Source organism: Halarcobacter mediterraneus, assembly GCF_004116625.1.
Classification (GTDB): domain Bacteria; phylum Campylobacterota; class Campylobacteria; order Campylobacterales; family Arcobacteraceae; genus Halarcobacter; species Halarcobacter mediterraneus.
This window is the reverse complement of record NZ_NXIE01000003.1, coordinates 176,958-197,545: the sequence shown is the minus strand read 5'-3', so window position 1 is coordinate 197,545 and position 20,588 is coordinate 176,958. Positions and strand designations below refer to the sequence as shown.

General features: G+C 28.2%; 20 protein-coding genes. 2 read left to right on the top strand and 18 right to left on the bottom strand.

Annotated features, from left to right (window positions below):
• Positions 1 to 2: 2 nt before the first annotated feature.
• From luxS to rpsT, 18 genes are all read right to left on the bottom strand, one after another.
• A complete protein-coding gene (gene luxS, locus CP965_RS08440; protein ID WP_129061653.1) occupies positions 3 to 518 on the bottom strand; it encodes an S-ribosylhomocysteine lyase in 516 nt (171 codons plus the stop codon).
• A gap of 256 nt (positions 519 to 774) precedes the next feature.
• Positions 775 to 1,134, bottom strand: coding sequence for a hypothetical protein (locus CP965_RS08435; RefSeq protein WP_129061652.1), 360 nt, complete (start codon positions 1,132 to 1,134; stop codon positions 775 to 777).
• 82 nt (positions 1,135 to 1,216) lie between these two features.
• Positions 1,217 to 4,798, bottom strand: a complete 3,582-nt coding sequence (nifJ, locus tag CP965_RS08430; RefSeq protein ID WP_129061651.1) for a pyruvate:ferredoxin (flavodoxin) oxidoreductase — start codon at positions 4,796 to 4,798, stop codon at positions 1,217 to 1,219.
• 122 nt (positions 4,799 to 4,920) lie between these two features.
• Positions 4,921 to 5,565 carry an HAD family hydrolase gene (locus tag CP965_RS08425; RefSeq protein ID WP_129061650.1) on the bottom strand — a complete coding sequence of 215 codons (645 nt, stop codon included), beginning with the start codon at positions 5,563 to 5,565 and terminating at the stop codon, positions 4,921 to 4,923.
• Between the two features lie 76 nt (positions 5,566 to 5,641).
• The gene (locus CP965_RS08420; protein ID WP_129061649.1) at positions 5,642 to 7,150 is read right to left on the bottom strand and encodes a peptide-binding protein; all 1,509 of its coding nucleotides are present in this window, start codon (positions 7,148 to 7,150) and stop codon (positions 5,642 to 5,644) included.
• 170 nt (positions 7,151 to 7,320) lie between these two features.
• Complete coding sequence (gene rpsI, locus CP965_RS08415) at positions 7,321 to 7,710, bottom strand: 30S ribosomal protein S9 (protein ID WP_129061648.1); 390 nt, start codon at positions 7,708 to 7,710, stop codon at positions 7,321 to 7,323.
• Between the two features lie 5 nt (positions 7,711 to 7,715).
• Positions 7,716 to 8,135, bottom strand: coding sequence for a 50S ribosomal protein L13 (gene rplM / locus CP965_RS08410; protein ID WP_129061647.1), 420 nt, complete (start codon positions 8,133 to 8,135; stop codon positions 7,716 to 7,718).
• A gap of 76 nt (positions 8,136 to 8,211) precedes the next feature.
• Positions 8,212 to 9,591 carry a sensor histidine kinase gene (locus tag CP965_RS08405; protein ID WP_129061646.1) on the bottom strand — a complete coding sequence of 460 codons (1,380 nt, stop codon included), beginning with the start codon at positions 9,589 to 9,591 and terminating at the stop codon, positions 8,212 to 8,214.
• Positions 9,585 to 10,259, bottom strand: a complete 675-nt coding sequence (locus CP965_RS08400) for a response regulator transcription factor (protein WP_129061645.1) — start codon at positions 10,257 to 10,259, stop codon at positions 9,585 to 9,587. Before CP965_RS08400 ends, CP965_RS08405 begins: the two co-directional genes overlap by 7 nt.
• 1 nt (position 10,260) lies before the next feature.
• The gene (locus tag CP965_RS08395; RefSeq protein WP_129061644.1) at positions 10,261 to 10,650 is read right to left on the bottom strand and encodes a phosphate-starvation-inducible PsiE family protein; all 390 of its coding nucleotides are present in this window, start codon (positions 10,648 to 10,650) and stop codon (positions 10,261 to 10,263) included.
• Between the two features lie 5 nt (positions 10,651 to 10,655).
• Positions 10,656 to 11,324, bottom strand: a complete 669-nt coding sequence (locus CP965_RS08390) for a phosphate signaling complex PhoU family protein (protein ID WP_129061643.1) — start codon at positions 11,322 to 11,324, stop codon at positions 10,656 to 10,658.
• Positions 11,324 to 12,076 carry a phosphate ABC transporter ATP-binding protein PstB gene (pstB, locus tag CP965_RS08385; RefSeq protein WP_456064535.1) on the bottom strand — a complete coding sequence of 251 codons (753 nt, stop codon included), beginning with the start codon at positions 12,074 to 12,076 and terminating at the stop codon, positions 11,324 to 11,326. The genes CP965_RS08390 and pstB overlap by 1 nt, the downstream gene beginning before the upstream one ends.
• A 47-nt stretch (positions 12,077 to 12,123) precedes the next feature.
• Entirely contained in the window at positions 12,124 to 13,308 is a 1,185-nt protein-coding gene (gene pstA / locus CP965_RS08380; protein ID WP_129061641.1) for a phosphate ABC transporter permease PstA, read from the bottom strand.
• Positions 13,305 to 14,198 (bottom strand): phosphate ABC transporter permease subunit PstC, encoded by an 894-nt coding sequence (gene pstC, locus CP965_RS08375; RefSeq protein ID WP_129061911.1) that lies wholly within the window; start codon positions 14,196 to 14,198, stop codon positions 13,305 to 13,307. Before pstC ends, pstA begins: the two co-directional genes overlap by 4 nt.
• 91 nt (positions 14,199 to 14,289) lie before the next feature.
• Positions 14,290 to 16,008, bottom strand: a complete 1,719-nt coding sequence (locus tag CP965_RS08370) for a GGDEF domain-containing protein (RefSeq protein WP_129061640.1) — start codon at positions 16,006 to 16,008, stop codon at positions 14,290 to 14,292.
• Positions 16,009 to 16,127: 119 nt separating this feature from the next.
• Positions 16,128 to 17,183, bottom strand: coding sequence for a substrate-binding domain-containing protein (locus tag CP965_RS08365; RefSeq protein ID WP_129061639.1), 1,056 nt, complete (start codon positions 17,181 to 17,183; stop codon positions 16,128 to 16,130).
• A gap of 116 nt (positions 17,184 to 17,299) precedes the next feature.
• A complete protein-coding gene (prfA, locus tag CP965_RS08360; RefSeq protein WP_129061638.1) occupies positions 17,300 to 18,367 on the bottom strand; it encodes a peptide chain release factor 1 in 1,068 nt (355 codons plus the stop codon).
• Between the two features lie 53 nt (positions 18,368 to 18,420).
• Positions 18,421 to 18,681, bottom strand: a complete 261-nt coding sequence (gene rpsT / locus CP965_RS08355; protein ID WP_129061637.1) for a 30S ribosomal protein S20 — start codon at positions 18,679 to 18,681, stop codon at positions 18,421 to 18,423.
• An 84-nt stretch (positions 18,682 to 18,765) separates the two neighbouring features.
• On the opposite strand from rpsT, the gene glmM reads away from it, so the two are divergent.
• Entirely contained in the window at positions 18,766 to 20,100 is a 1,335-nt protein-coding gene (gene glmM, locus CP965_RS08350) for a phosphoglucosamine mutase (RefSeq protein ID WP_129061636.1), read from the top strand.
• Position 20,101: 1 nt separating this feature from the next.
• The gene (gene lspA / locus CP965_RS08345) at positions 20,102 to 20,575 is read left to right on the top strand and encodes a signal peptidase II (protein ID WP_129061635.1); all 474 of its coding nucleotides are present in this window, start codon (positions 20,102 to 20,104) and stop codon (positions 20,573 to 20,575) included.
• Positions 20,576 to 20,588: the final 13 nt, after the last annotated feature.

Below are 20,588 nucleotides of genomic sequence, written 5' to 3'. Positions count from 1 at the left end.
GCTTAGTTACCTAAAGAGTTTAATTTTTCTTCTGAAAGATATAATTCTTTATTTGACATTACACCAATATTTTGGTCTAAAATATCTTGTGCAATTTGTTTTGCTTCTTCTAATGAGTGCATTTTATATGTACCACATTGGAATTCATTTAATTCTGGAATATCATTTTGTGACTGAACATTTAAAACATCTTTCATTGATTCTTTCCATGCTTTTGCAACTTCTTCTTCTGAAGGGTTTCCTAATAGGCTCATATAAAAACCAGTTCTACAACCCATAGGAGAAACATCAATGATTTCTACTGAATCAGAATTTAAATGTTCTCTAATAAATCCTGCAAAAAGATGTTCTAAAGTATGAATACCTTTTTCCCCTAACATTTTTTCATTTGGAACACAGAATCTTAAATCAAATACTGTGATAATATCACCAGATGGTGACTTCATTGTTTTGGCAACTCTTACAGCAGGTGCTGGCATAATCGTATGATCAACTCTAAAACTATCTAATAATGGCATTTTGTAAACCTTTTTTTATAATTATTTTGGATTTTATCTAAATAAACTTGAATTGAAAATTAGTATAAAGAAGTAAATCATATCAAATAGTTTATTGAAGGACGATGTCAACTTAGGAGTGTTTAAATAGGTTCTTCTATTTGATATGATTAAAAAATCTTAAGAGAACTGCTAACTCTTAAAACATGATATAAATATATCAGAATAAATTTATTTTTATACAAATAAACTGTTTAAAAAATATAACTTTTTAAAATTATTCCATTAAAATAGTAGTTTTTAGATATTTTGAGGCCTTTCTTTTTTGGAAATAAGTAAAAACAATGATAAGAATGACACCTACTCCATAAGTAAATAAAATACTTAATATAACCAATACAGTAAGAATCAAAGTATCGTATAATTCTGCTTTTACTTTGATTTTATTATCTATAAATTCTAATGAAACATCATATTTTAATAAAGTATTTAAATGACATTTTTTTAAGAGTAGGCTATTTTTTGTTTCTTGAATGTTTTCTTTAGATACTAAGTTATTTTTTAGATTATCTATATACTCTTTTTTTAAATTCTGATTCTTAATATTTTCTAGTATTTCTATATTAAATAAACTCATTATTGTAAAACCTTTTTATAAAAAGTATAACAAATAAAAAAAGAGTATACCTGTTTAAATTGTATATTTTATATATATGTGATTACTTTTCCTCTTCATTTTCTAACTCATCACTATAATCTAATGAAGCCCATCTTGTGATTTGTCTATATCTATATTGAGCATCTTTTTTGTTTTGTTCAAGTAAAAAATCAGCATGTTCAGGGTTAAGTTTTTTTAAAGATCTATATCTATTTTCTTTCATTAAAAATTCTTCATAACTTTCCCAATTTGGTTTTTTACCAGAAATCTTAATTGGATTTTGTCCTTGGTCAATTTTTCTTGGATCAAAAGTATATATTGGCCAGTAACCACAGTCTGTGGCTAAAGCCCCATGTTCTACAGATTTCATCAATCCCCCTTGAATTCCATGGGCGATACATGGTGAATAAGCGATAATTAAAGAAGGTCCTTCATATTCTTCTGCTTCTTTCATTGCTTGAACAGCGTGTTTTTGATTTGCTCTTGAATTAATCTGAGCTACAAAAATATTTCCATATGTCATTGAAATATAACCTAAATCTTTTTTCTTATTAAGTTTTCCATCATTTGTAAAGTCTGCAATAGAACCTGTTCTTGCAGATTTTGATGATTGTCCTCCTGTATTAGAGTAAACTTCTGTATCTACCACTAATACATTTACATTTTCTCCTGTTGCAAGAACATGGTCAAGTCCTCCATATCCAATATCATATGCCCAACCATCTCCTCCTATCATCCATTGAGATTTTTTTACAATGTATTTTTTAAGGTCTAATATCTTTTTTACTCCAGGTAAATCTAAATTTTGTTCTAATTGTGGAACTAACTTATCTCTTATTTCTTGTGTTTTTACTCCATCATTTCTATTTTCTAGCCATTCTTTATATAAAACTTTTAAAGGATTAGAAACTTCTTGCATAGTTTCATCCATAATTCTAGCAATTGAGTTTCTTAATGTTTCTATTGCGGCATACATTCCATAACCAAACTCAGCATTATCTTCAAATAAAGAGTTTGCCCAAGCTGGTCCTTCTCCTTTTGCATTTTTTGTATAAGGTGTTGAAGGAGCTGAAGCTGAATAAATAGAAGAACATCCTGTAGCATTTGCTATCATCATTCTTTCTCCAAACAGTTGTGTAGCTAGGGTAATATATGGTGTTTCTCCACATCCTGGACAAGCTGAATGAAACTCAAAAAGAGGTTGTGCAAACTGAGAATTTTTTACATTGTTTTTTTCAACTAAATAGTCTTTATATGAAACATCATTAAATAAATAATCTGCATTTTCTTGTTCCTTATTATTTTCTTCAACTGTAAAAGGAACCATTTTAAGAGATTTTTCTTTTGTTGGACATATATCTACACAAACATTACAGCCTGTACAGTCCAAAATTGAAACTTGAATTTTATATTTTAAGTTTTCTTCTTTTATTCCTTTCCCTTTTGCATCAAGGCTGTGCTCTTTTACTGTTTGTGGTGCATTATTAAATTCTTCTTCATCCATTAAAAAGGGTCTAATAACTGCATGGGGACATTCAAAGGCACATTGGTTACATTGAATACAGGTATCTTCATTCCATTGGGGAACCATTGTTGCAATCCCTCTTTTTTCAAATTGAGTTGAAGCATTTTCGAAGGTACCACATTCCATACCAAGGTTAACTATTGTTGAAACAGGAATTTCATCTCCTTTTGCAGCATTTACAATTTTTGCAAAGTTTTCTACATAATTAGAACCTTTATATTTAGAGTCTAAATTAAGCTCTTGTGTTTCTAGTTTGGCCCAAGCTTTATTAACTTCTATTTCTTCAACTCCATGTTCTCCTGAATCAATAGCAAGGTAATTCATTTTGACTATTTCTTCACCTTTGTTTCCATATGCTTTTTTAGCATACTCTTTCATATGCTCTTTTGCTTCTTCATAAGGAATTATATTTGCAAGTTTAAAAAAGGCTGCTTGCATAATAGTGTTTGTTCTTGTCCCTAGTCCAATATCTCGAGCTAGTTTTGTTGCATTTATGATATAAAATTTAGCATTTTTTTGAGCTAAAAGTTTTTTTACTCTATTAGGTATTTTATTGATTAATTCTTCTTTTGAATAAATAGAGTTTAAAAGAAAGGTACCATTATTTTTTAGTTTATCAATAACTTCATATTGTTCTAAATATACTTCTTTTGAACAGGCAATAAAACTTGGATTTAAAACTAAATAGGTTGACCTAATTGGGTTTTTACTAAACCTAAGATTTGATCTAGTATATCCACCAGATTTTTTAGAGTCATATGCAAAATATGCTTGTGCATAAAGGTCTGTTTTATCTCCAATAATTTTTACTGAGTTTTTATTAGCTCCAACAGTACCATCTGCACCTAAACCATAAAAAAGGCATTCTGTTACATCTTCAACTACTGAAATATTTTCTTTAACTTCAATTGAAGTATTTGTAACATCATCTATAATACCTACTGTAAAATTATCCTTTGAATCAGATTTTGCTAGATTATCATAAATCGCTATTATCTGATTTGGGGGTACATCTTTTGATGAAAGACCATATCTTCCTCCAATAATTTTTGGCTGCTTTTCTTGTCCATAAAAAAGTGCTTTTACATCAAGGTATAAAGGTTCTCCTAAACTTCCTGGTTCTTTAGTTCTATCAATAACACAGATTCTTTCTACACTATTTGGTAAAGCTTCCATAAAATACTTTGCTGAAAAAGGTCTGTATAGATGTACTGCAAGAAGACCTACTTTTCTATTTTCTTGTTCTCTTAAATAGTCAATTGTTTCTCTAATTGCTTCTGTTACAGAACCCATTGCAACAATAATATCTGTTGCTTCCTCATCTCCATAATAAGTAAATGGAGCATAAGTTCTTCCTGTTATTTTTGATATTTCTATCATATAATTATTTACAATATCTGGAAGGGCATCATAATATCTATTTGCTGCTTCTCTTCCTTGGAAATAGACATCATCATTTTGTGCTGTTCCTCTAGTTATAGGAGATTCAGGATTTAAGGAAGTATCTCTAAATTTTTGTACAGCATCATAATCAAGTAGCTTATCAAATTCGTCATAAGGCATTACTTCAATTTTATTTATTTCGTGTGATGTTCTAAATCCATCAAAAAAATGTAAAAAGGGAACTCTACCTTTTATTGCACTAAGATGGGCAACACCTGCTAAATCCATTACTTCTTGTACTGAACCAGTTGCAAGCATTGCAAATCCAGTTGCTCTTGTACTCATTACATCTTGATGGTCTCCAAAGATAGAAAGGGCATGAGTTGCTAAAGATCTAGCACTTACATGTATAACTCCAGGTAATAATTGTCCCGCAACTTTATACATATTTGGAATTTTAAGTAATAAACCTTGAGAAGCTGTATAGGTACTAGTAAGTGCTCCCACTTGTAAAGAACCATGAAATGTTCCTGCTGCTCCAGCTTCACTTTGCATTTCAATTACTTTTACAGTTGAGCCAAATAAGTTTTTTTTCCCTTGCGTAGCCCATTTTTCTACATTGTCTCCCATTTGAGAAGAGGGGGTTATTGGATAAACTCCTGCTACTTCAGTGAAAGCATATGATACATATGCCGCCGCTTCATTTCCATCCATTGTGGCAAATTGCTTAGTCATTAGTTATCCTTATAATTCAATGTTATATATTGTAGATAATAATTAATTATGACTTAAACATACATGAAGTCTTATTTAATAAGTTTAGATTTATAAATAAGCTAAATAAGTGATTATAAAATTTATAATTCTTGTATTAATTTTACTGCTTCAAAAGAATTCTCTGCAATATATGGAGTATGTTGTTTTAATGTTTCTTCTTCTCCATAACCACATAAGACACCAACGCAATTTATTCCTGCACTTTGAGCTGCCAATAAGTCAAGTTCAGTATCTCCTACCATCCATATATTACAAGTTTGTTTGATATTCATTAAATCTAAAGTTCTATGAATTGGTTCTGGATGAGGTTTTGGATACTTAACATGTTCTCTTCCTGTGATATGTTCAAAATATTTCATGATATTCATATGTTCTAATAATTCTTGACTATAAAGACCTGTCTTTGTTGTTACAACAGAAAGTCTAGCAAAAGTATTTGCTAATTCAACAGCCTCTTTTGCAAAATCCAATAATTCAGTTTGTTGTCTTGAAATTTGTCTATATCTATTTTTATAAGAATCTATATAATCCTCTACAAGATTTTTTTCTATTCCTAATTCTTGATACATAATATCTAAAGGGTAGCCTATTAATGATTTTATATCATTGTCTGTTCCTGTAAAGTTATAATCTAATTCCTTAAAAGAGTGATGAAAGGTTGAGATAATAGCATCTGTTGAGTCTATTAATGTTCCATCTAAATCAAAAAGTATAATTTTTTCCACTAAAATATTCCTATGGTAATTTTTTTCAATATAGTATATTAATCTTTATAATACTATTTAATAAAGAAATTAATTCTTATGGTTTTATCCAATTTTCTTGGTTATGTCTTATTCCTGTAAATGCAGGTTCAATGTTTTTTATTTTAGAGTTTACAACTGTAATCGAGTTTGGAATATATAAAAATAAATAGGGTAAATCTTCTGCAATAGTTTTGAAAATTTGTTTATATTTTTTTGCAAATTCATCTTGTTCAACTATACTTGAAGCATCTTCAATAAGAGTGTCAACTTTTTTATTTCTATAACCTGTTAAATTAAAACCTCCTAATCTATCAGAGTTAGTATGCCAAAGAGGATAAGCATCAGGCATCAGAGTTAATGCCCAGCCTAAAAGTATTGCTTCAAATTTTCTTGGATGAACAATAGTATTTAAAAAAGCTTGCCATTCCATTACTTTTATTTTTACATCAACTCCAATTTTTGCAAGTTGATATTGGATTATTAAGGCTGCATTTAGTCTAGTTTCATTTCCTGTATTTGTTGTGATTTCAAAGGAAAAAGGATTATTCTTATCATATCCTGCTTCTTTTAAAAGTTTTTTTGCTTCTTCTAAGTTCTGATTTGTTTGTTTAACTTTTTCATTATAAACAAAACTTCCTGGTAAAAAAGGACCATTACAAATTTTTCCATGTCCAAAAAATAATATATCTACCATTTCTTGTCTATTTATTCCTAAAGATAAAGCTTGCCTGACTTTTTTATTTTGAAACTTTTTATTTCTTAAATTAAAACCTAAGTAATCATAAGAAAAACTTTGAGATTCAACTATTTGAAAATCTTTTTTAAAATCTTCAGATATTTGTCTATCTAGTTGTAATGGAGTTAAAGATCCTACATCTAACTTATTTTCTTTAAGCATTAAGAATACAGTATCTGAACTAGGAATAAATTTATAATAAACTCTATTTATTTTAGGTTTTCCTTCATAAAAATTTTCATTTGCAGTAAGTATTATATCTGAGGAATTTTTAAATGAATCAAGAATATAAGGACCATTTCCTATTGGGTTTTTATTAAAAGAGCTTGTCATTAGATTTTTTTCATCTTTTAGAATATGTTTTGGTAAAAGTCCTATTAACCAAATTTGTAAGGCTTTAAAGTAGGGTTCTTTATATATTATTTCAACTGTATAATTATCAATTGCCTTTACACTTTTTACTTTCTTAAAATTTGAAACAATAGAATTAAAAACTTTAGGGTCTATAACTTTTTCATAAGTGAAAACTACATCATGGGCTGTAACTTTTTTATTATCATGCCAATAGGCATCTTTTCTTAAAGTAATAATTAATTTTGTATCACTTTCAAACTTATATGAACTTGCAATATCTTTAACAATATTACCATCTTTATCATATTTAAATAAACCATTAAAAAGCCATGAGCTTATTTCTGAACTTGCAGTATCATTTGATAGAATAGGGTTTAATCTACTTGGACTTGAAGTCATTGAAAGGTTTAATGTTCTTGCTAGGACATTTATTACAAATAAATTTAAAATTAAAAATAGATATAGTTTTTTCATGGAAAAATTATATCTTAATTATATAAAACATAATTTATACATCTTTTTTATGAAAGGATTTAAGTAAAGTACTAGCAGTTTATTTAATTATTTATAAAAAAAGGTGAGAAGAAAATTCTTCCCACCTTGATAAAAACTTGTACAGTTTTGTAAAAGAAATTCTGAGTTGATTATCTTTTTGAGAACTGTGTAGATTTTCTTGCTTTTTTCTTTCCGTATTTCTTTCTTTCTACAGATCTTGCATCTCTAGTTAATAATCCATAAGGTTTTAAGATTGCTCTGAATTGCTCATCATAAGCAACTAAAGCTCTTGAAATACCATGTTTAACAGCATCAGCTTGTGCAGAATATCCACCACCAAGAGTTTTTACTACAATATTTACAGAACCATCTTGTTTAGATACTTCTAGAGGTTGCATAACTCTTTTTTTGATTGCTTCATGTCCACCTAACCACGCGTCTAAAGTTTGACCATTGATTGTAAGTTGTCCATTTCCGTTTTCTAACCATACTTTTGCTATAGCAGATTTTCTTCTTCCAGTTGCATATACTTTTGCCATTAGTCTTATCCTTTAATTTGCGCAGTGTGTGGGTGCTCGCTACCTGCGTATACTTTTAATTTTTTTAGCATTGTTTTTCCAAGTTTTGTTTTTGGAAGCATACCTCTAGTTGCTAATTTATATAGTTTTTCAGGGTTTTTTTCTAACATATCAGACATCTTATGTGTCTTAGTGCTTCCAAAGTATCCTGAGTGAGTATAATAGTTTTTATCTTCTAATTTAGCTCCAGTGAACTTTGCTTTTGAAGCATTGATGATAATTACATTGTCTCCACAATCTACATTTGGAGTATAGCTAGGTTTATGTTTCCCTCTTAATAGTGTTGCAACTTCAGTAATAATTCTACCAAAGACTTTATCAGTTGCATCAACTACAATCCAATCTCTTTCGATTTCGTTAGCTTTTGCCATTTGAGTAAATTTCATTTATTTTCTCCGATTTTGTTAATGAGGTGGAATAATAGTGTATAGATACTTAATATAAACTTAAATTAAGTAATTTTTAATATTTTATTATAAATTTAGAACCTTTTTCTTCTACACTTTCAACCTCAAGATGGAATTCATGTAATTTAATAATTGAATTTACTATAAAAAGACCTAAACCTAGAGAGTTGTTCCACCCATTTTGGGATACTCTATAAAACTTTTGATTAATTCTTTTTAAATCTTTTTCTTCTATTCCTATTCCTTGATCAATTATCTGAATACAATTTTCATTATATTCTATAAAAACTTCATCTTCTGAATATTTTAAAGCATTTTCTACGAGATTTTCTAGAGCCATTAAAAAAAGAGTTTCATCAACATTTATCTTAAAGTCTTCATTTTCTTTTAAAATAATTTCTCTCTTTGGATACTTGTCAGTTAAATCATAGATAACTTTTTTACAAAGTTCTTTTATAGAACAGTTTGTAGTTAAAATTTCTTGTTTCCCTTCTTCAAGTTTTAATGACAGTCTTAGTTTATCAATAATTCTACTCATTTTAATACCATTTGACTGAATTTTTTTTAAAAATTTTTCTTTCATGGCTTCTGGCAAATCTTGGTCACCTATCATAGTTTCACTGTATCCTGTAATTACTGCAATAGGGTTTTTAAATTCATGGGAAATTGCTGAAATTATTTCATCTTTTTGTTTATTTGCAAGTTTTAGTTTAGCTGTTTGTTTTGATTTTTGTTTTTCTCTTTTTGCAAGTTTTGAAGCTACTTTATTTAGGAGTCTTGTTATTTTATAAAACTCTTCTGAAAAGTCTGAATAAATATTTGAAGTTGGTTTTTTATTACTTAATTCAATTAAATACCCTAAAATGGCATTTGTTTCATTCCTAATTTTAATACTTATTAAATAAGTTATTATAAAAGCAAAAATTATAAACAAAGAAATAAATCCTATAATCTGAAAAGATAATTTTGAAAAGTTTTCTATGATTTTTGCTGTATAATCAGCAAGTCTTAAGAAGTATATTTCATCATCAATAACAATTTTTTTTGCTACATATAAAAGTTCTTCTTTTAAAGTATTTGAATATCTAATCTTTTTTCCATATCCTTCATATTTTGCATGAATAATTTCATATCTTGTAGAGTGGTTTCCCATGGCTTTAATATCTCTATCACTATCTGCAATTACAACTCCTTTTTCATTTATTATTGTAATTCTAAGTCCTGTTTTTGCTTTAAATGTTTTAATTATATATTCAATATTATCAAAGGAATTTAGACTTAAAGATAATGAGTCTATATTTTGAGACAAATTTTTTTCTATCTGATTTAAGTAGACATTTTTTGACCAAAAATAAGTAGTAGTTGAAATTATTATTAATATTAATAAAAAAATTACAGAGAATGCTCTTAAAAAGACTTGGTGTATTTTTAACAAAACAAGTAACCTTCTCCTCTAATTGATTTAATATATTCTTTTTCATTGTGAGGATCAATTTTTGCTTTCAATCTTTTTATTGCAACATTTACTGTTTTTAATTTTTTATCATAAGAGTCTTCCCAAACAGCTTCTAATAGGTGTTCTCTTGACATGAGAATATCTTTGTTTTTTATAAACTCTAGTAGCAAGTCATGTTCTAAATGAGTAAGCTCTATTTCATTTGAATCAATATAGAACTTTTTATTTGATGCTTTATAAGTAATATCTCTTACTTTTAAAATATTAATATCTTTTGAGCTTCTTTTTATAACAGCTTTAATTCTTGCTAATAACTCTTTTATATTAAATGGTTTTGTAATATAATCATCTGCGTGAGACTCAAATCCTTCTAGAATATCTTCGTCCTTATCTTTTGCTGTAAGATATATTACTGGGCAGTTGTGACCTTTTTTTCTAATATTATTAATAAATTCAGTTCCATCAATTCCTGGAAGGTTTCTATCCATTAAAATAAGATCAATACTTTCCTCATCTAAAACTTTTTCTAATTTTTCATTTACGTTTAAAAAACCTATAGTGTCATAAGACTCTTTTTGTAAAGTATATTCTAATAATTCTAAGATATCTTCTTCATCTTCAACGATTAGTACTAATTTATTATGCATTTTAATCTTCTTTATTATTTTCTTTTTGTGGTTTTACAATTCCTGGAGAGTATTTTATAGCTAATATTCTAAAAATAAAGAATATAAAAATCACAAAAAGTAAAAAGATAATAGTAAAATAGTCTTTATTTGTATGAGAAGTGTAAATAATCACATCACGAATTAAAAAGATAATAAAGATATCAATAACAAATCGAAGTCTAAGTTTTTCTTTTTTTATAAAGTCTGAAATCATTTTAGCTACTTCCATTAGTACAATGAATTCAAGCATTAAAATGATTGTTTTGTAGAATTCAAGTTTAGCAACAATTACTATTATAAAAATAATAACTGCAGCTAAAACTTCATAGTTTGAACTGAAATATTTTTTTATATTTTCAATTAATTTCATAAAAATCAAGTGTTTTCTAAATCTCCACCAACTTCAGCAAAAACTAATAAGTTTGCAATTGAGCTTGCTCTTCCTGAAACTTTTTCTAGTTTTCTTAAGGAACTTAGTACTTCAAAATAGTCTTTTGATAATTCAATATTTTTAGTGATAAGTTTTAAAATATTTTTTTCTATCATTGCATATAAATCATCTGTTTTACTATCTTCAACTAAAACTCTATTGAACTTTTCTTCAATAAGTTTTTCATCATCTTCTTTAACCATTTCAATAGCCGTGTATAAAGCTAAGTTAGATGATTTTAGTAAAGGAATTGCATATTCTAAAATTGCTTCTGCATCTAATTCAGGAGAAAAAGCTTTTCTAAAAGATTTTGCAAAAGCTTTTGAATATGCAGCTGCTCTCATTAGTTCATTGGTAATTTTTAAAAAAGAAACCATTTCTCTTAAGTCTTTTGCTTCTGGTGAATATAATGCTAATGTTTTAACTATTAAGTTATCAATTTCAGTTGACTTTGATGATAGTTTCTTCATTGATAAGTTAACATCTTTTAACATTGATGAATCATTTTCTTTTAAGGCAGACAAAGAAATTTTATTTGCATGTGAAATCTCTTCTCCTATATTTGTTATTTCTTCTTTTATTTTGTTAATATTCTCTATATATGGTTTTAACATTACCCAAACCTTCCTGTAATATAATCTTCTGTTTTTTTGTTTGATGGATTTACGAAAATTGTTTCTGTTTCATCATATTCAATAAGTTTTCCAAGGTGGAAAAATGCAGTATAATCAGCAACTCTAGCTGCCTGTTGCATATTATGAGTTACAGTTATTATTGTATACTGCTTTTTTAACTCTAACATCAAAGCTTCAATTTTTTCTGTTGAAATAGGATCTAAAGCTGATGTTGGTTCATCCATTAAAATAATTTCAGGTTTAACTGCAATTGTTCTTGCAATACAAAGTCTTTGTTGCTGTCCACCTGAAAGTGATGTTCCTGGTTCATTTAATTTATCTTTTACTTCTTCCCAAAGTCCTGCATCTCTTAATGATTTTTCTACTAATTCATCACACGCTTTGCCTTTTTTTACTTGATTATGTTTTAAAGGTGCATAAGCAACATTGTCATAAATAGATTTAGGAAAAGGATTTGGTTGTTGAAAAACCATCCCAACTCTTTTTCTAACACTTACTTCATCAACATCTTTATCATAAATATTTTTATTATCAATTACAACAGAACCATCAATCTTAACACTTGAAATTAAGTCATTCATTCTATTTAAACATCTTAAGAATGTAGACTTTCCACATCCAGAAGGTCCAATTAAAGCTGTGATTTTATTTTCATATAAAGGAACTGAAATACTATGAAGGGCATGGTTACTTCCATACCATAAATTTAATTCATTTACATCTACTTTTATTTTATTTTCATTTGCCATTTTATTATTTTCCTTAAACTTCTTCTTTTTTACCATTTTACTTCATATTTTTTTCTAAGGTATATTGCTAATGCATTTAGAGAAATCAAAATCGTTAGTAATACCATAATTCCAGCAGCAGTTTTTTCTATATACATTCTCTCTGGCATCCCAGCCCATGTAAATAATTGTGCAGGCATAACTGTAGCTGCTTCCATTATAGAGCCAGGTGCATCTGGAATAAATGCAATCATACCAATAATAATTAATGGTGCTGTTTCTCCCATAGCTTGTGCTAAACCTATAATTGAACCAGTCAAAATCCCAGGGAATGCTAATGGTAAAACATGGTCTCTTGTAACTTCAATTTTAGTTAGACCTAAACCATAACCTGCTTGTCTAATAGAATCAGGAACTGCTCTTAGTGCTGCTCTTGAACTTACAATAATAATTGGTAGGGTCATAAGAGCTAATGTAAGACCCCCTACAAGAGGTGAGGATCTAGGTAATCCAAATAGATTAATAAATATTGCAAGACCTAATAAACCAAATAAGATTGAAGGAATAGCTGCTAAGTTATTAATATTAACTTCAATTGTTTGTGTGAATTTATTATCATCGGCAAACTCTTCTAAATAAACAGCTGTCATTACACCTATTGGAAAGGCAACAAGCATTGTTATAATCAAAGTTAAAATAGAACCTATTATTGCTGAGTTTAAACCTGCAAATTCAGGTGTTTTTGAGTCCCCATTTGTAAAGAAAATTGTATTAAATTTTAATTCAGCATCACCATAAGCTTTCATTTCATCAATTAAAGCTCTATCTTTTCTTTTTAACTTAAAATAGTGACCTTTTAAGTATTGGTCTACTTGGTCATCAGCTAGAACCCAAGTTTTGATAGTTTTCCCCATAAGTTCTGGGTTCTCTTCAATTAACATTGGAACAGTTCTTAACCAAGCTCTAGAAACAATCCTAGTATATTTTTTATCAATTGCTTTTCTATAACTTTTTTTTGAGGCTTCATTATATGTTACTTCTACATTTACATATGCTTGCTCAAAAGCAGGAGTTCCTTTTCCTATAATATCAAATAAGAAAAAAACTAAAAAAGCAATTGAAAAAACTAAAGAAGCTAAAGTAAATGTTTTAAATCTTTTTGAACTTCTATGTCTTTTTGTTAACGTTGGATCATAAAAAGGATTATTTTTATTTTTGTTCTTTTTCTTAATCATAATGTATTTACCTTGTACTTTTCTTTAAATTTTCTAATCAAAGATAGAGAAACAATATTTAAAGCTAGAGTTACTACAAATAATGCCAATCCTAATGCAAATGCAACTAATGTTTCCGGAGAATTGAAAGCTTGGTCTCCTACTAAGGCATCTACGATTCTAACCGTAACTGTAGTCATATCTTCTAAAGGGTTAATTGAAAGGTTTGGTCTTAACCCTGCTGCCATAACAACAATCATTGTCTCTCCAATTGCTTTTGAAAAACCTAATAGTGTTGCAGAAATAATACCTGGTAAAGCAGATGGAAGTACAATGTTCTTAATTGTTTCACCTTGTGTCATTCCTAAGCCTAATGAAGCTTTTCTTTGACTATCTGGAACAGCTTTAATTACATCATCTGATAAAGATGAAATTACAGGAATGATCATAATCCCCATAACAACTCCAGAAGCTAAAGCAGAGTTGAAGGTAGCTTCTAAGCCAAAAAATGCAGCACCTTTTACAATTAAAGGAGCAACTGTTATTGCAGCAAAGAAACCATAAACAACAGTAGGTATTCCAGCAAGAATTTCTAAGACAGGTTTTAGGTATGATCTTGTTCTATGAGAGGCATACTCACTCATAAAAATAGCACTACCTAATCCAATAGGTAAAGCAACAGCCATTGCAATAAAAGTAATCATAAGTGTACCTGCAAAAATAGGTACTGCTCCAAATTTACTTCCTGGTATTCCCGGTGACCATTCTGTTCCTGTTAAGAAGTACCAAAAACTTCTTAGCTCAAAGAACGAAATTGCTTCAAATAGTATTGAAAAAAGAATCCCAAAAGTAGTAAGTATTGATATGGTAGAAGCTACAATCAATGCTGTTTTTATGAGATTTTCTTTCATTACAGTTGATTTATTTTTAGACTCAAATGAATGCAAATCCAACCTTTGTATTAAATTTTCGTAATTTTACAGTTGATTAGTTACAGTCTGGTTACATGCAAATACAGCTACCATAAGGATAAGAGTATTGTTTTGAAAGTTTTTTAATCTCTCCGAGTTTTGAGTTAAATATATTTTGTGTGCTTTTATGTGAAACTTCAATTATTGCAGCACAAACAGAAAGTAGATTAAAGTTTCTACTTACTCCAAATCTATCTTTAGAGGTCATATATCCATTTAAAATATCTTTTTCATTATATAAACTTGAAGCATTTATTCTGAATTCCTCTTGAATATTATGGATTATTTTATGAACTTCTTCATAATTACTATTTGTAAAAGCAACAAAAAAATCATCTCCACCAATATGAGCTATGAAGTTTTCATTTGAGATATTTTTTTGTAAAATTTCGGAGAACATTAAAATTGCTCTATCTCCTTGTCTAAAACCATATGTGTCATTAAAAGGTTTAAAGTCATTGAAGTCAAAATAAACTATTTGTGTATGAATTTTTTTTTCAAAGGCATTTAATATAAAACTATCAATTTGATTATTACCTGGTAACTTTGTTAAAGGGTTTTGATTTTGTGCAATTTCTAAATTTCTTTTATATGATAGGCTTAGTAGGTTATTTAAGTTTATAAAGCCATAGTATTTTGAGTCTTTACTTACAAAAATACCTTGGGAATCACTTCTCATATTAAATATTTCTAAGGCTTTATCTATTCCCCAAGTAATATCAATTTCTAATACGGGTTTAATATAATTTTTTAGTTTTGCTTTAAAAGAGTCATTTTTAGCTAATGATAAACCATATTGTGAGTATGAAATCTCTTTTATATCAACTTCATATATTGCTCCTAAAATTTTTTTATTATCATCTACAATTGGAACAAAGGTATTTAAAGTGTGCTCTTTAAAATATACAAACAATTCATGTAAGCTAGTACTTACATTCAAAGGATCAATTTTATCAATAAATGATTTATCAATAAAGTTATTATGTGAAACTCTTCTGTCTTTTGTAAACATATTTTCTTTAGAGTATGACTTTTTTATTTTTCTTATATCTAAAATAGGTTTTGAGACAATAAAACCTTGAATATAGTCAATTTTTATTTCTTTACATGAGTAATATTCTCCTGAAGTTTCCACTCCTACAGCAATTACTTTTATTCCTAAAGTATGAGCCATTTCTACTATAGAAGCACAAAAAAGTCTTTTCTTTGCATCTTTATTTATTCCTTCTACAAAAAATTTATCAATTTTTATAAAGTTTGTTTCAGACAAGTATAATAAATGAAGTCCAGAAACTCCTGTTCCAAAGTCATCAATTGCAATATTAAAATTATTTGCTTTATATACACTTACTATATGCTTTATAAGTTCATCATCTTTTAGGGAACTATGTTCTGTTATTTCAAAACATACAGAATCTTTATCAAGTTGATTTTTTTCTAATATTTTAGAGGTTTCCCCTATTTTAAAATCAGGCATAGCAAAAAACCTATTATCTACATTATAAAATAGTTTTAGATTATGAATATCTATTTTCTTGAATTTTTTAACTGCTTTTTTTCTTAGTATAATATCCATACTAAATAAAATATTTTTTTGTGATAATTTATCGAAGAAGTCTTGAATTGAAGAGAAACCTAATTCTTCTGTATTTCTAATAAGAGCCTCTACAGCAAAAATTTTTCCTGTATGAGTATTTACAATTGGTTGAAAAGCAAAATCAAGTTTGTCAACATCAATTTTAGTTGACATGTGGACTACCTTTGTAATAGAGTTATATATGGACTTTTATCTCTCAAGTTCGCGGATCAACAGATAAAAGTCCATATATAACACTATATTAAGAAGAGAAAGTATCTCTTCTTTTATTATTAGTGTTTTAAGCTTTCTAATGTAACTTTTTTTGCTTTAATTACAGAGTTTCTTATTTCTGTTCTTTGAGCATCTGGTAAAGCAATTAAACCAATTTCAGTTAAGATTCCATCAGGTCCAATCATATTTTCAGACATAAACATTTCAATGTATTTATTCATTGCAGGAACTTCTTTTTTATGTGAATTTTTAGTATAGAAGAATAATGATCTAGCAATTGGGTATTTACCACTTGCAATTGATTCAGGAGTTGGACTAACACCATTTACTTTTGCTCCAGATAATTTGTCATCATTTTCAATTAAGAAAGAGTATCCAAAGATACCAAATGCATTTTTATTTTTAGTTAATTTTTGAACAATGATATTATCATTTTCTCCAGATGGAACATAAACACCATCAGTTCTAACTACAGAGTATTTTTTATATTTTTTATTTGCTTTTTTATCAGCTTTATAAAGGTCTGTATAAACTGCCATTTTTTTGAAAGTACCTTGCATTACCATTTCTTCAAATGCATCTCTTGTACCAGAAGATTTTGGTGGTCCATAAACAATAATTTCTCTATTTGGTAATGAAGCATCAATATCTGACCATTTTTTATATGGGTTTTTAACTAATGATTTACCATCTTTAGAAGGAACTTCTTCAGCTACTGCTAATGCTAAGTGTTCTTTAGAAATTGAAAATGCTTTATTTGATTTATCTTGCGCAAAAGCAATTCCATCATAACCAATTACAGCTTCTGTAATATCAGTAACACCATTTTTTTCACACATTGTGAATTCTTTTGTTTTCATTCTTCTTGAAGCATTTGTAATATCTGGAGTATTTAAATCGTTTCCAGCACAAAATAATTTCATACCTCCACCTGAACCAGTTGATTCAACTACAGGAGTTGGATATTTAGTTGTTGCACCTAATTCTTCGGCTACTGCAGAAGAGAATGGATATACAGTAGAAGAACCTACGATTTTTATTTGCTCTCTTGCACTTAAAGAAACAGTAAGTGCTGCACTTGCTAATAAAGCAATTGTTGTCTTTTTTAATGTCATTTTTATCTCCATATTTAAGTAATGATATGGAAGTATATATTTGTTTGATTACAACTTGGTTACTAAAAGAAAGGTTTTATATAATTATTTATTATGTAGTTTTACAAACGAGCTATTTATAGCCCATTTGCTTCAATAAGTCTTGCTTGATAATCAGTAATAAGAGGATCAATTACTTCATCAAAAAGTCCATCATTCATAATTGCATCTAATCTATATAAAGTTAGATTAATTCTATGATCTGATATTCTTCCTTGTGGATAATTATAAGTTCTAATTCTTCCACTTCTATCTCCAGTACCAACTTGTTCTTTTCTTGTGGCACCTTCTTCTTGCATTTTTTCTTGCATTTGTAAGTCATAAAGTCTAGCTTTAAGAACTTTCATTGCTTTATCTTTATTTTTATGTTGAGACTTTTGGTCTTGGTTTGTTACAACTATTCCACTTGGAATATGAGTAATTCTAACTGCTGAGTCAGTTGTATTTACTGATTGTCCACCATTTCCACTTGCTCTCATAACATCAATTTTTAAATCATTTGAATTGATATCAATTTCAACATCATCAACTTCAGGCATAACTGCAACAGTAATTGCTGAAGTATGAACTCTACCTTGTGATTCTGTAGCAGGAACTCTTTGAACTCTATGTGTCCCACCTTCAAATTTTAGTTTTGAATAAACGTGATCACCTTTAAATAAAGCTACAATTTCTTTATATCCACCTGCTTCACTTTCACTTTGATTCATAAGTTCAACTTTCCAACCATTATTTTCGGCATATTTTAAGTATGCTCTGAAAAGGTCTCCTACGAAGATTGCCGCTTCATCTCCTCCAGTACCAGCTCTTAGTTCTAGGTAGATGTTTTTATCATCATTAGGATCTTTAGGAATCATAAGAAATTTAATTTCTTCTTCTAATACAGGTTTTTGAGCTTCTAGCTCTTTAAGCTCTTCTTTAGCTAATTCTCCAAGTTCTGGATCATCTAGCATTATTTTATTTTCTTCAATATCTTCTAACACTTTAATGTATTCTTTTGCTTTAGAAACAATAGGTTCAATGTTAGATTGTTCTCTTGAAAGATCTGTCATTCTTTTTATATCAGATGTTATATCTGGAGAGATTAATAGTTTATTAATCTCTTCATATCTGTCTATAAAAGTTTGTAGTTTATCTTGTAGCATATTTGTTTATATTTATATCAATTTATTTATAGATTATACTAAAATATTATGAATTATAAAGAATTAACTTTTAATTGTAAGTTTGAAACTTTTCTTGCTGCAGTACCTTTTTTTAGAATACCTTTTGATACACAATGGTGAAGATATTTATTTGCAGATTTCATAGCTTCTACAGCTTTTTCTTTATCAGCAGTTTCAATTGCTGTTAATACATTTTTAGTAACATTTTTAATTCTAGTTTTATAGAATCTATTTCTTTCTGTTCTAACCTTAGTTTGTCTTGCTCTTTTTTCAGCAGATTTATGATTTGCCATTATTATTTAACCTCTTTGTAAAAAATTTAAGGATAGAATAATATCTAAATAACTTTAAAGTTAGTTTAATTTTAGGAAGATTTAATGAAACTATTTGGAACTGATGGAGTAAGAGGATTAGCTGGAGAATTTTTAGATGCAGTTACTGTATTAAACTTAGCAAAGGCTGCTGGTATCTATTTTAGAAAGCATTCTAAGACAAAAAAAATTCTTGTTGGAAAAGATACAAGAAGAAGTGGTTATATGATAGAAAATGCTTTAGTTAGTGGGCTTACTTCTGTGGGCTATGATGTGATACAAATAGGCCCTATGCCAACACCTGCCATTGCATATTTAACTGAAAGTATGAGATGTGATGCAGGTATTATGATTTCTGCTTCTCATAATCCTTTTGAAGATAATGGAATTAAATTCTTTGATAATCATGGAAATAAGTTAGGTACTCAATGTGAAAATAATATTGAAAAAATATTTTTTAATGACGAAGCTTTAAAGGAAGGTACTGTAACTGGTAAGAATATAGGTTCTTCAAAAAGAATTGATGATGTTATAGGAAGATACATTGTTTCAATTAAAAGTTCTTTTCCAAATGATTTATCTTTGCAAGGAATGAGAATAGTACTTGATTGTGCAAATGGTGCTGCATATAAAGTTGCTCCTACAATCTTGGATGAATTAGGTGCAGATGTTATTACTATAAATGATAAACCAAATGGCTTTAATATAAATGAATCTTGCGGGGCTTTATATCCTAATGAAGTAGGGAAGATAGTAAAAGAGTATAGGGCAGATATTGGAATAGCTTTAGATGGTGATGCAGATAGACTTGTAGTAATAGATGAAGAAGGAGAAGTTATAGATGGAGACAAATTACTAGGGGCTCTTTGTCTTTTCCTTAAAAATGAAAATAGTCTAAAAGGCAATGCTTGTGTTGCAACTGTCATGTCAAATAAAGCTTTAGAAGATTTTTTAAAAGATAAAGGCTTAAATTTAATAAGAGCTAATGTAGGTGATAAACATGTTCTAGAAAAGATGAAAGAAAATAATGTAAATTTTGGAGGAGAACAAAGCGGACATATAATTTTTTCAGATGTAGCAAAAACAGGTGATGGTCTAGCTTCAGCCTTGCAAGTATTAGCTTTGATTTTAAGAAATAAACAAAAAGCAAGTATTGCTTTAAACCCTTTTGAATTATATCCTCAACTTTTAGTTAATTTAAAAGTTAGTGAAAAAAAACCTTTAGAAGAGATTGATGGATTAGAAGAAATATTAAAACCAATTAGAGAAAAAGGAATTAGAGATTTAATAAGATATTCGGGAACAGAAAATAAAATTAGACTTTTACTAGAGGGCAAAAATAAAAAAGAGGTTGAAAAATCTATGAAAACCTTAAAAGACTTTATTTCAAAAGTTTTATAAAATGAAAAAAGAGTATAAATTAGCTTTATTTATTTTTATAACAATTTTTGTAATAGATCAGTTTGTAAAGTATGCTTTTGTAAGTTTCTCTTGGGATATTGATGGTCCTTTTATGTCTTTGAAATTAGCTTATAATTATGGTGTAGCTTTTTCAATGTTCTCTTTTTTACAAGAATATTTAAAATATATACAATTATTAATTGTACTAATTGCAACAATATATTTATTGAAAAATAAAGAAGTCTTTTTTAAGTACTATATTGCAATTTCAATTTTGTATTCAGCAGGATTATCAAATATCCTAGATAGATTTACTTATGGTGCTGTGGTTGATTACTTTTATTGGCATTATGGCTTTGAATTTGCAATCTTTAATATTGCAGATGTGATGATTAATCTTGCTGTTGCATTAATTATTCTTATGCAAATAAAAGAGATGAGAAAAGAGAAAAAGAACAAAGAAATTAAATTTTAAATTTGGGACTTAA

Coding starts and splice junctions, on each gene's coding strand:
- CP965_RS08435 (WP_129061652.1), bottom strand. CDS start 1,134: ATGAGTTTATTTAATATAGAAATACTAGAAAATATTAAGAATCAGAAT.
- CP965_RS08395 (WP_129061644.1), bottom strand. CDS start 10,650: ATGAAATTAATTGAAAATATAAAAAAATATTTCAGTTCAAACTATGAA.
- prfA (WP_129061638.1), bottom strand. CDS start 18,367: ATGCTACAAGATAAACTACAAACTTTTATAGACAGATATGAAGAGATT.
- pstC (WP_129061911.1), bottom strand. CDS start 14,198: ATGAAAGAAAATCTCATAAAAACAGCATTGATTGTAGCTTCTACCATA.
- CP965_RS08420 (WP_129061649.1), bottom strand. CDS start 7,150: ATGAAAAAACTATATCTATTTTTAATTTTAAATTTATTTGTAATAAAT.
- CP965_RS08370 (WP_129061640.1), bottom strand. CDS start 16,008: ATGTCAACTAAAATTGATGTTGACAAACTTGATTTTGCTTTTCAACCA.
- CP965_RS08400 (WP_129061645.1), bottom strand. CDS start 10,259: ATGCATAATAAATTAGTACTAATCGTTGAAGATGAAGAAGATATCTTA.
- pstA (WP_129061641.1), bottom strand. CDS start 13,308: ATGATTAAGAAAAAGAACAAAAATAAAAATAATCCTTTTTATGATCCA.
- rpsI (WP_129061648.1), bottom strand. CDS start 7,710: ATGGCAAAAGTATATGCAACTGGAAGAAGAAAATCTGCTATAGCAAAA.
- CP965_RS08365 (WP_129061639.1), bottom strand. CDS start 17,183: ATGACATTAAAAAAGACAACAATTGCTTTATTAGCAAGTGCAGCACTT.
- CP965_RS08390 (WP_129061643.1), bottom strand. CDS start 11,324: ATGTTAAAACCATATATAGAGAATATTAACAAAATAAAAGAAGAAATA.
- luxS (WP_129061653.1), bottom strand. CDS start 518: ATGCCATTATTAGATAGTTTTAGAGTTGATCATACGATTATGCCAGCA.
- nifJ (WP_129061651.1), bottom strand. CDS start 4,798: ATGACTAAGCAATTTGCCACAATGGATGGAAATGAAGCGGCGGCATAT.
- rplM (WP_129061647.1), bottom strand. CDS start 8,135: ATGAAATTTACTCAAATGGCAAAAGCTAACGAAATCGAAAGAGATTGG.
- rpsT (WP_129061637.1), bottom strand. CDS start 18,681: ATGGCAAATCATAAATCTGCTGAAAAAAGAGCAAGACAAACTAAGGTT.
- lspA (WP_129061635.1), top strand. CDS start 20,102: ATGAAAAAAGAGTATAAATTAGCTTTATTTATTTTTATAACAATTTTT.
- glmM (WP_129061636.1), top strand. CDS start 18,766: ATGAAACTATTTGGAACTGATGGAGTAAGAGGATTAGCTGGAGAATTT.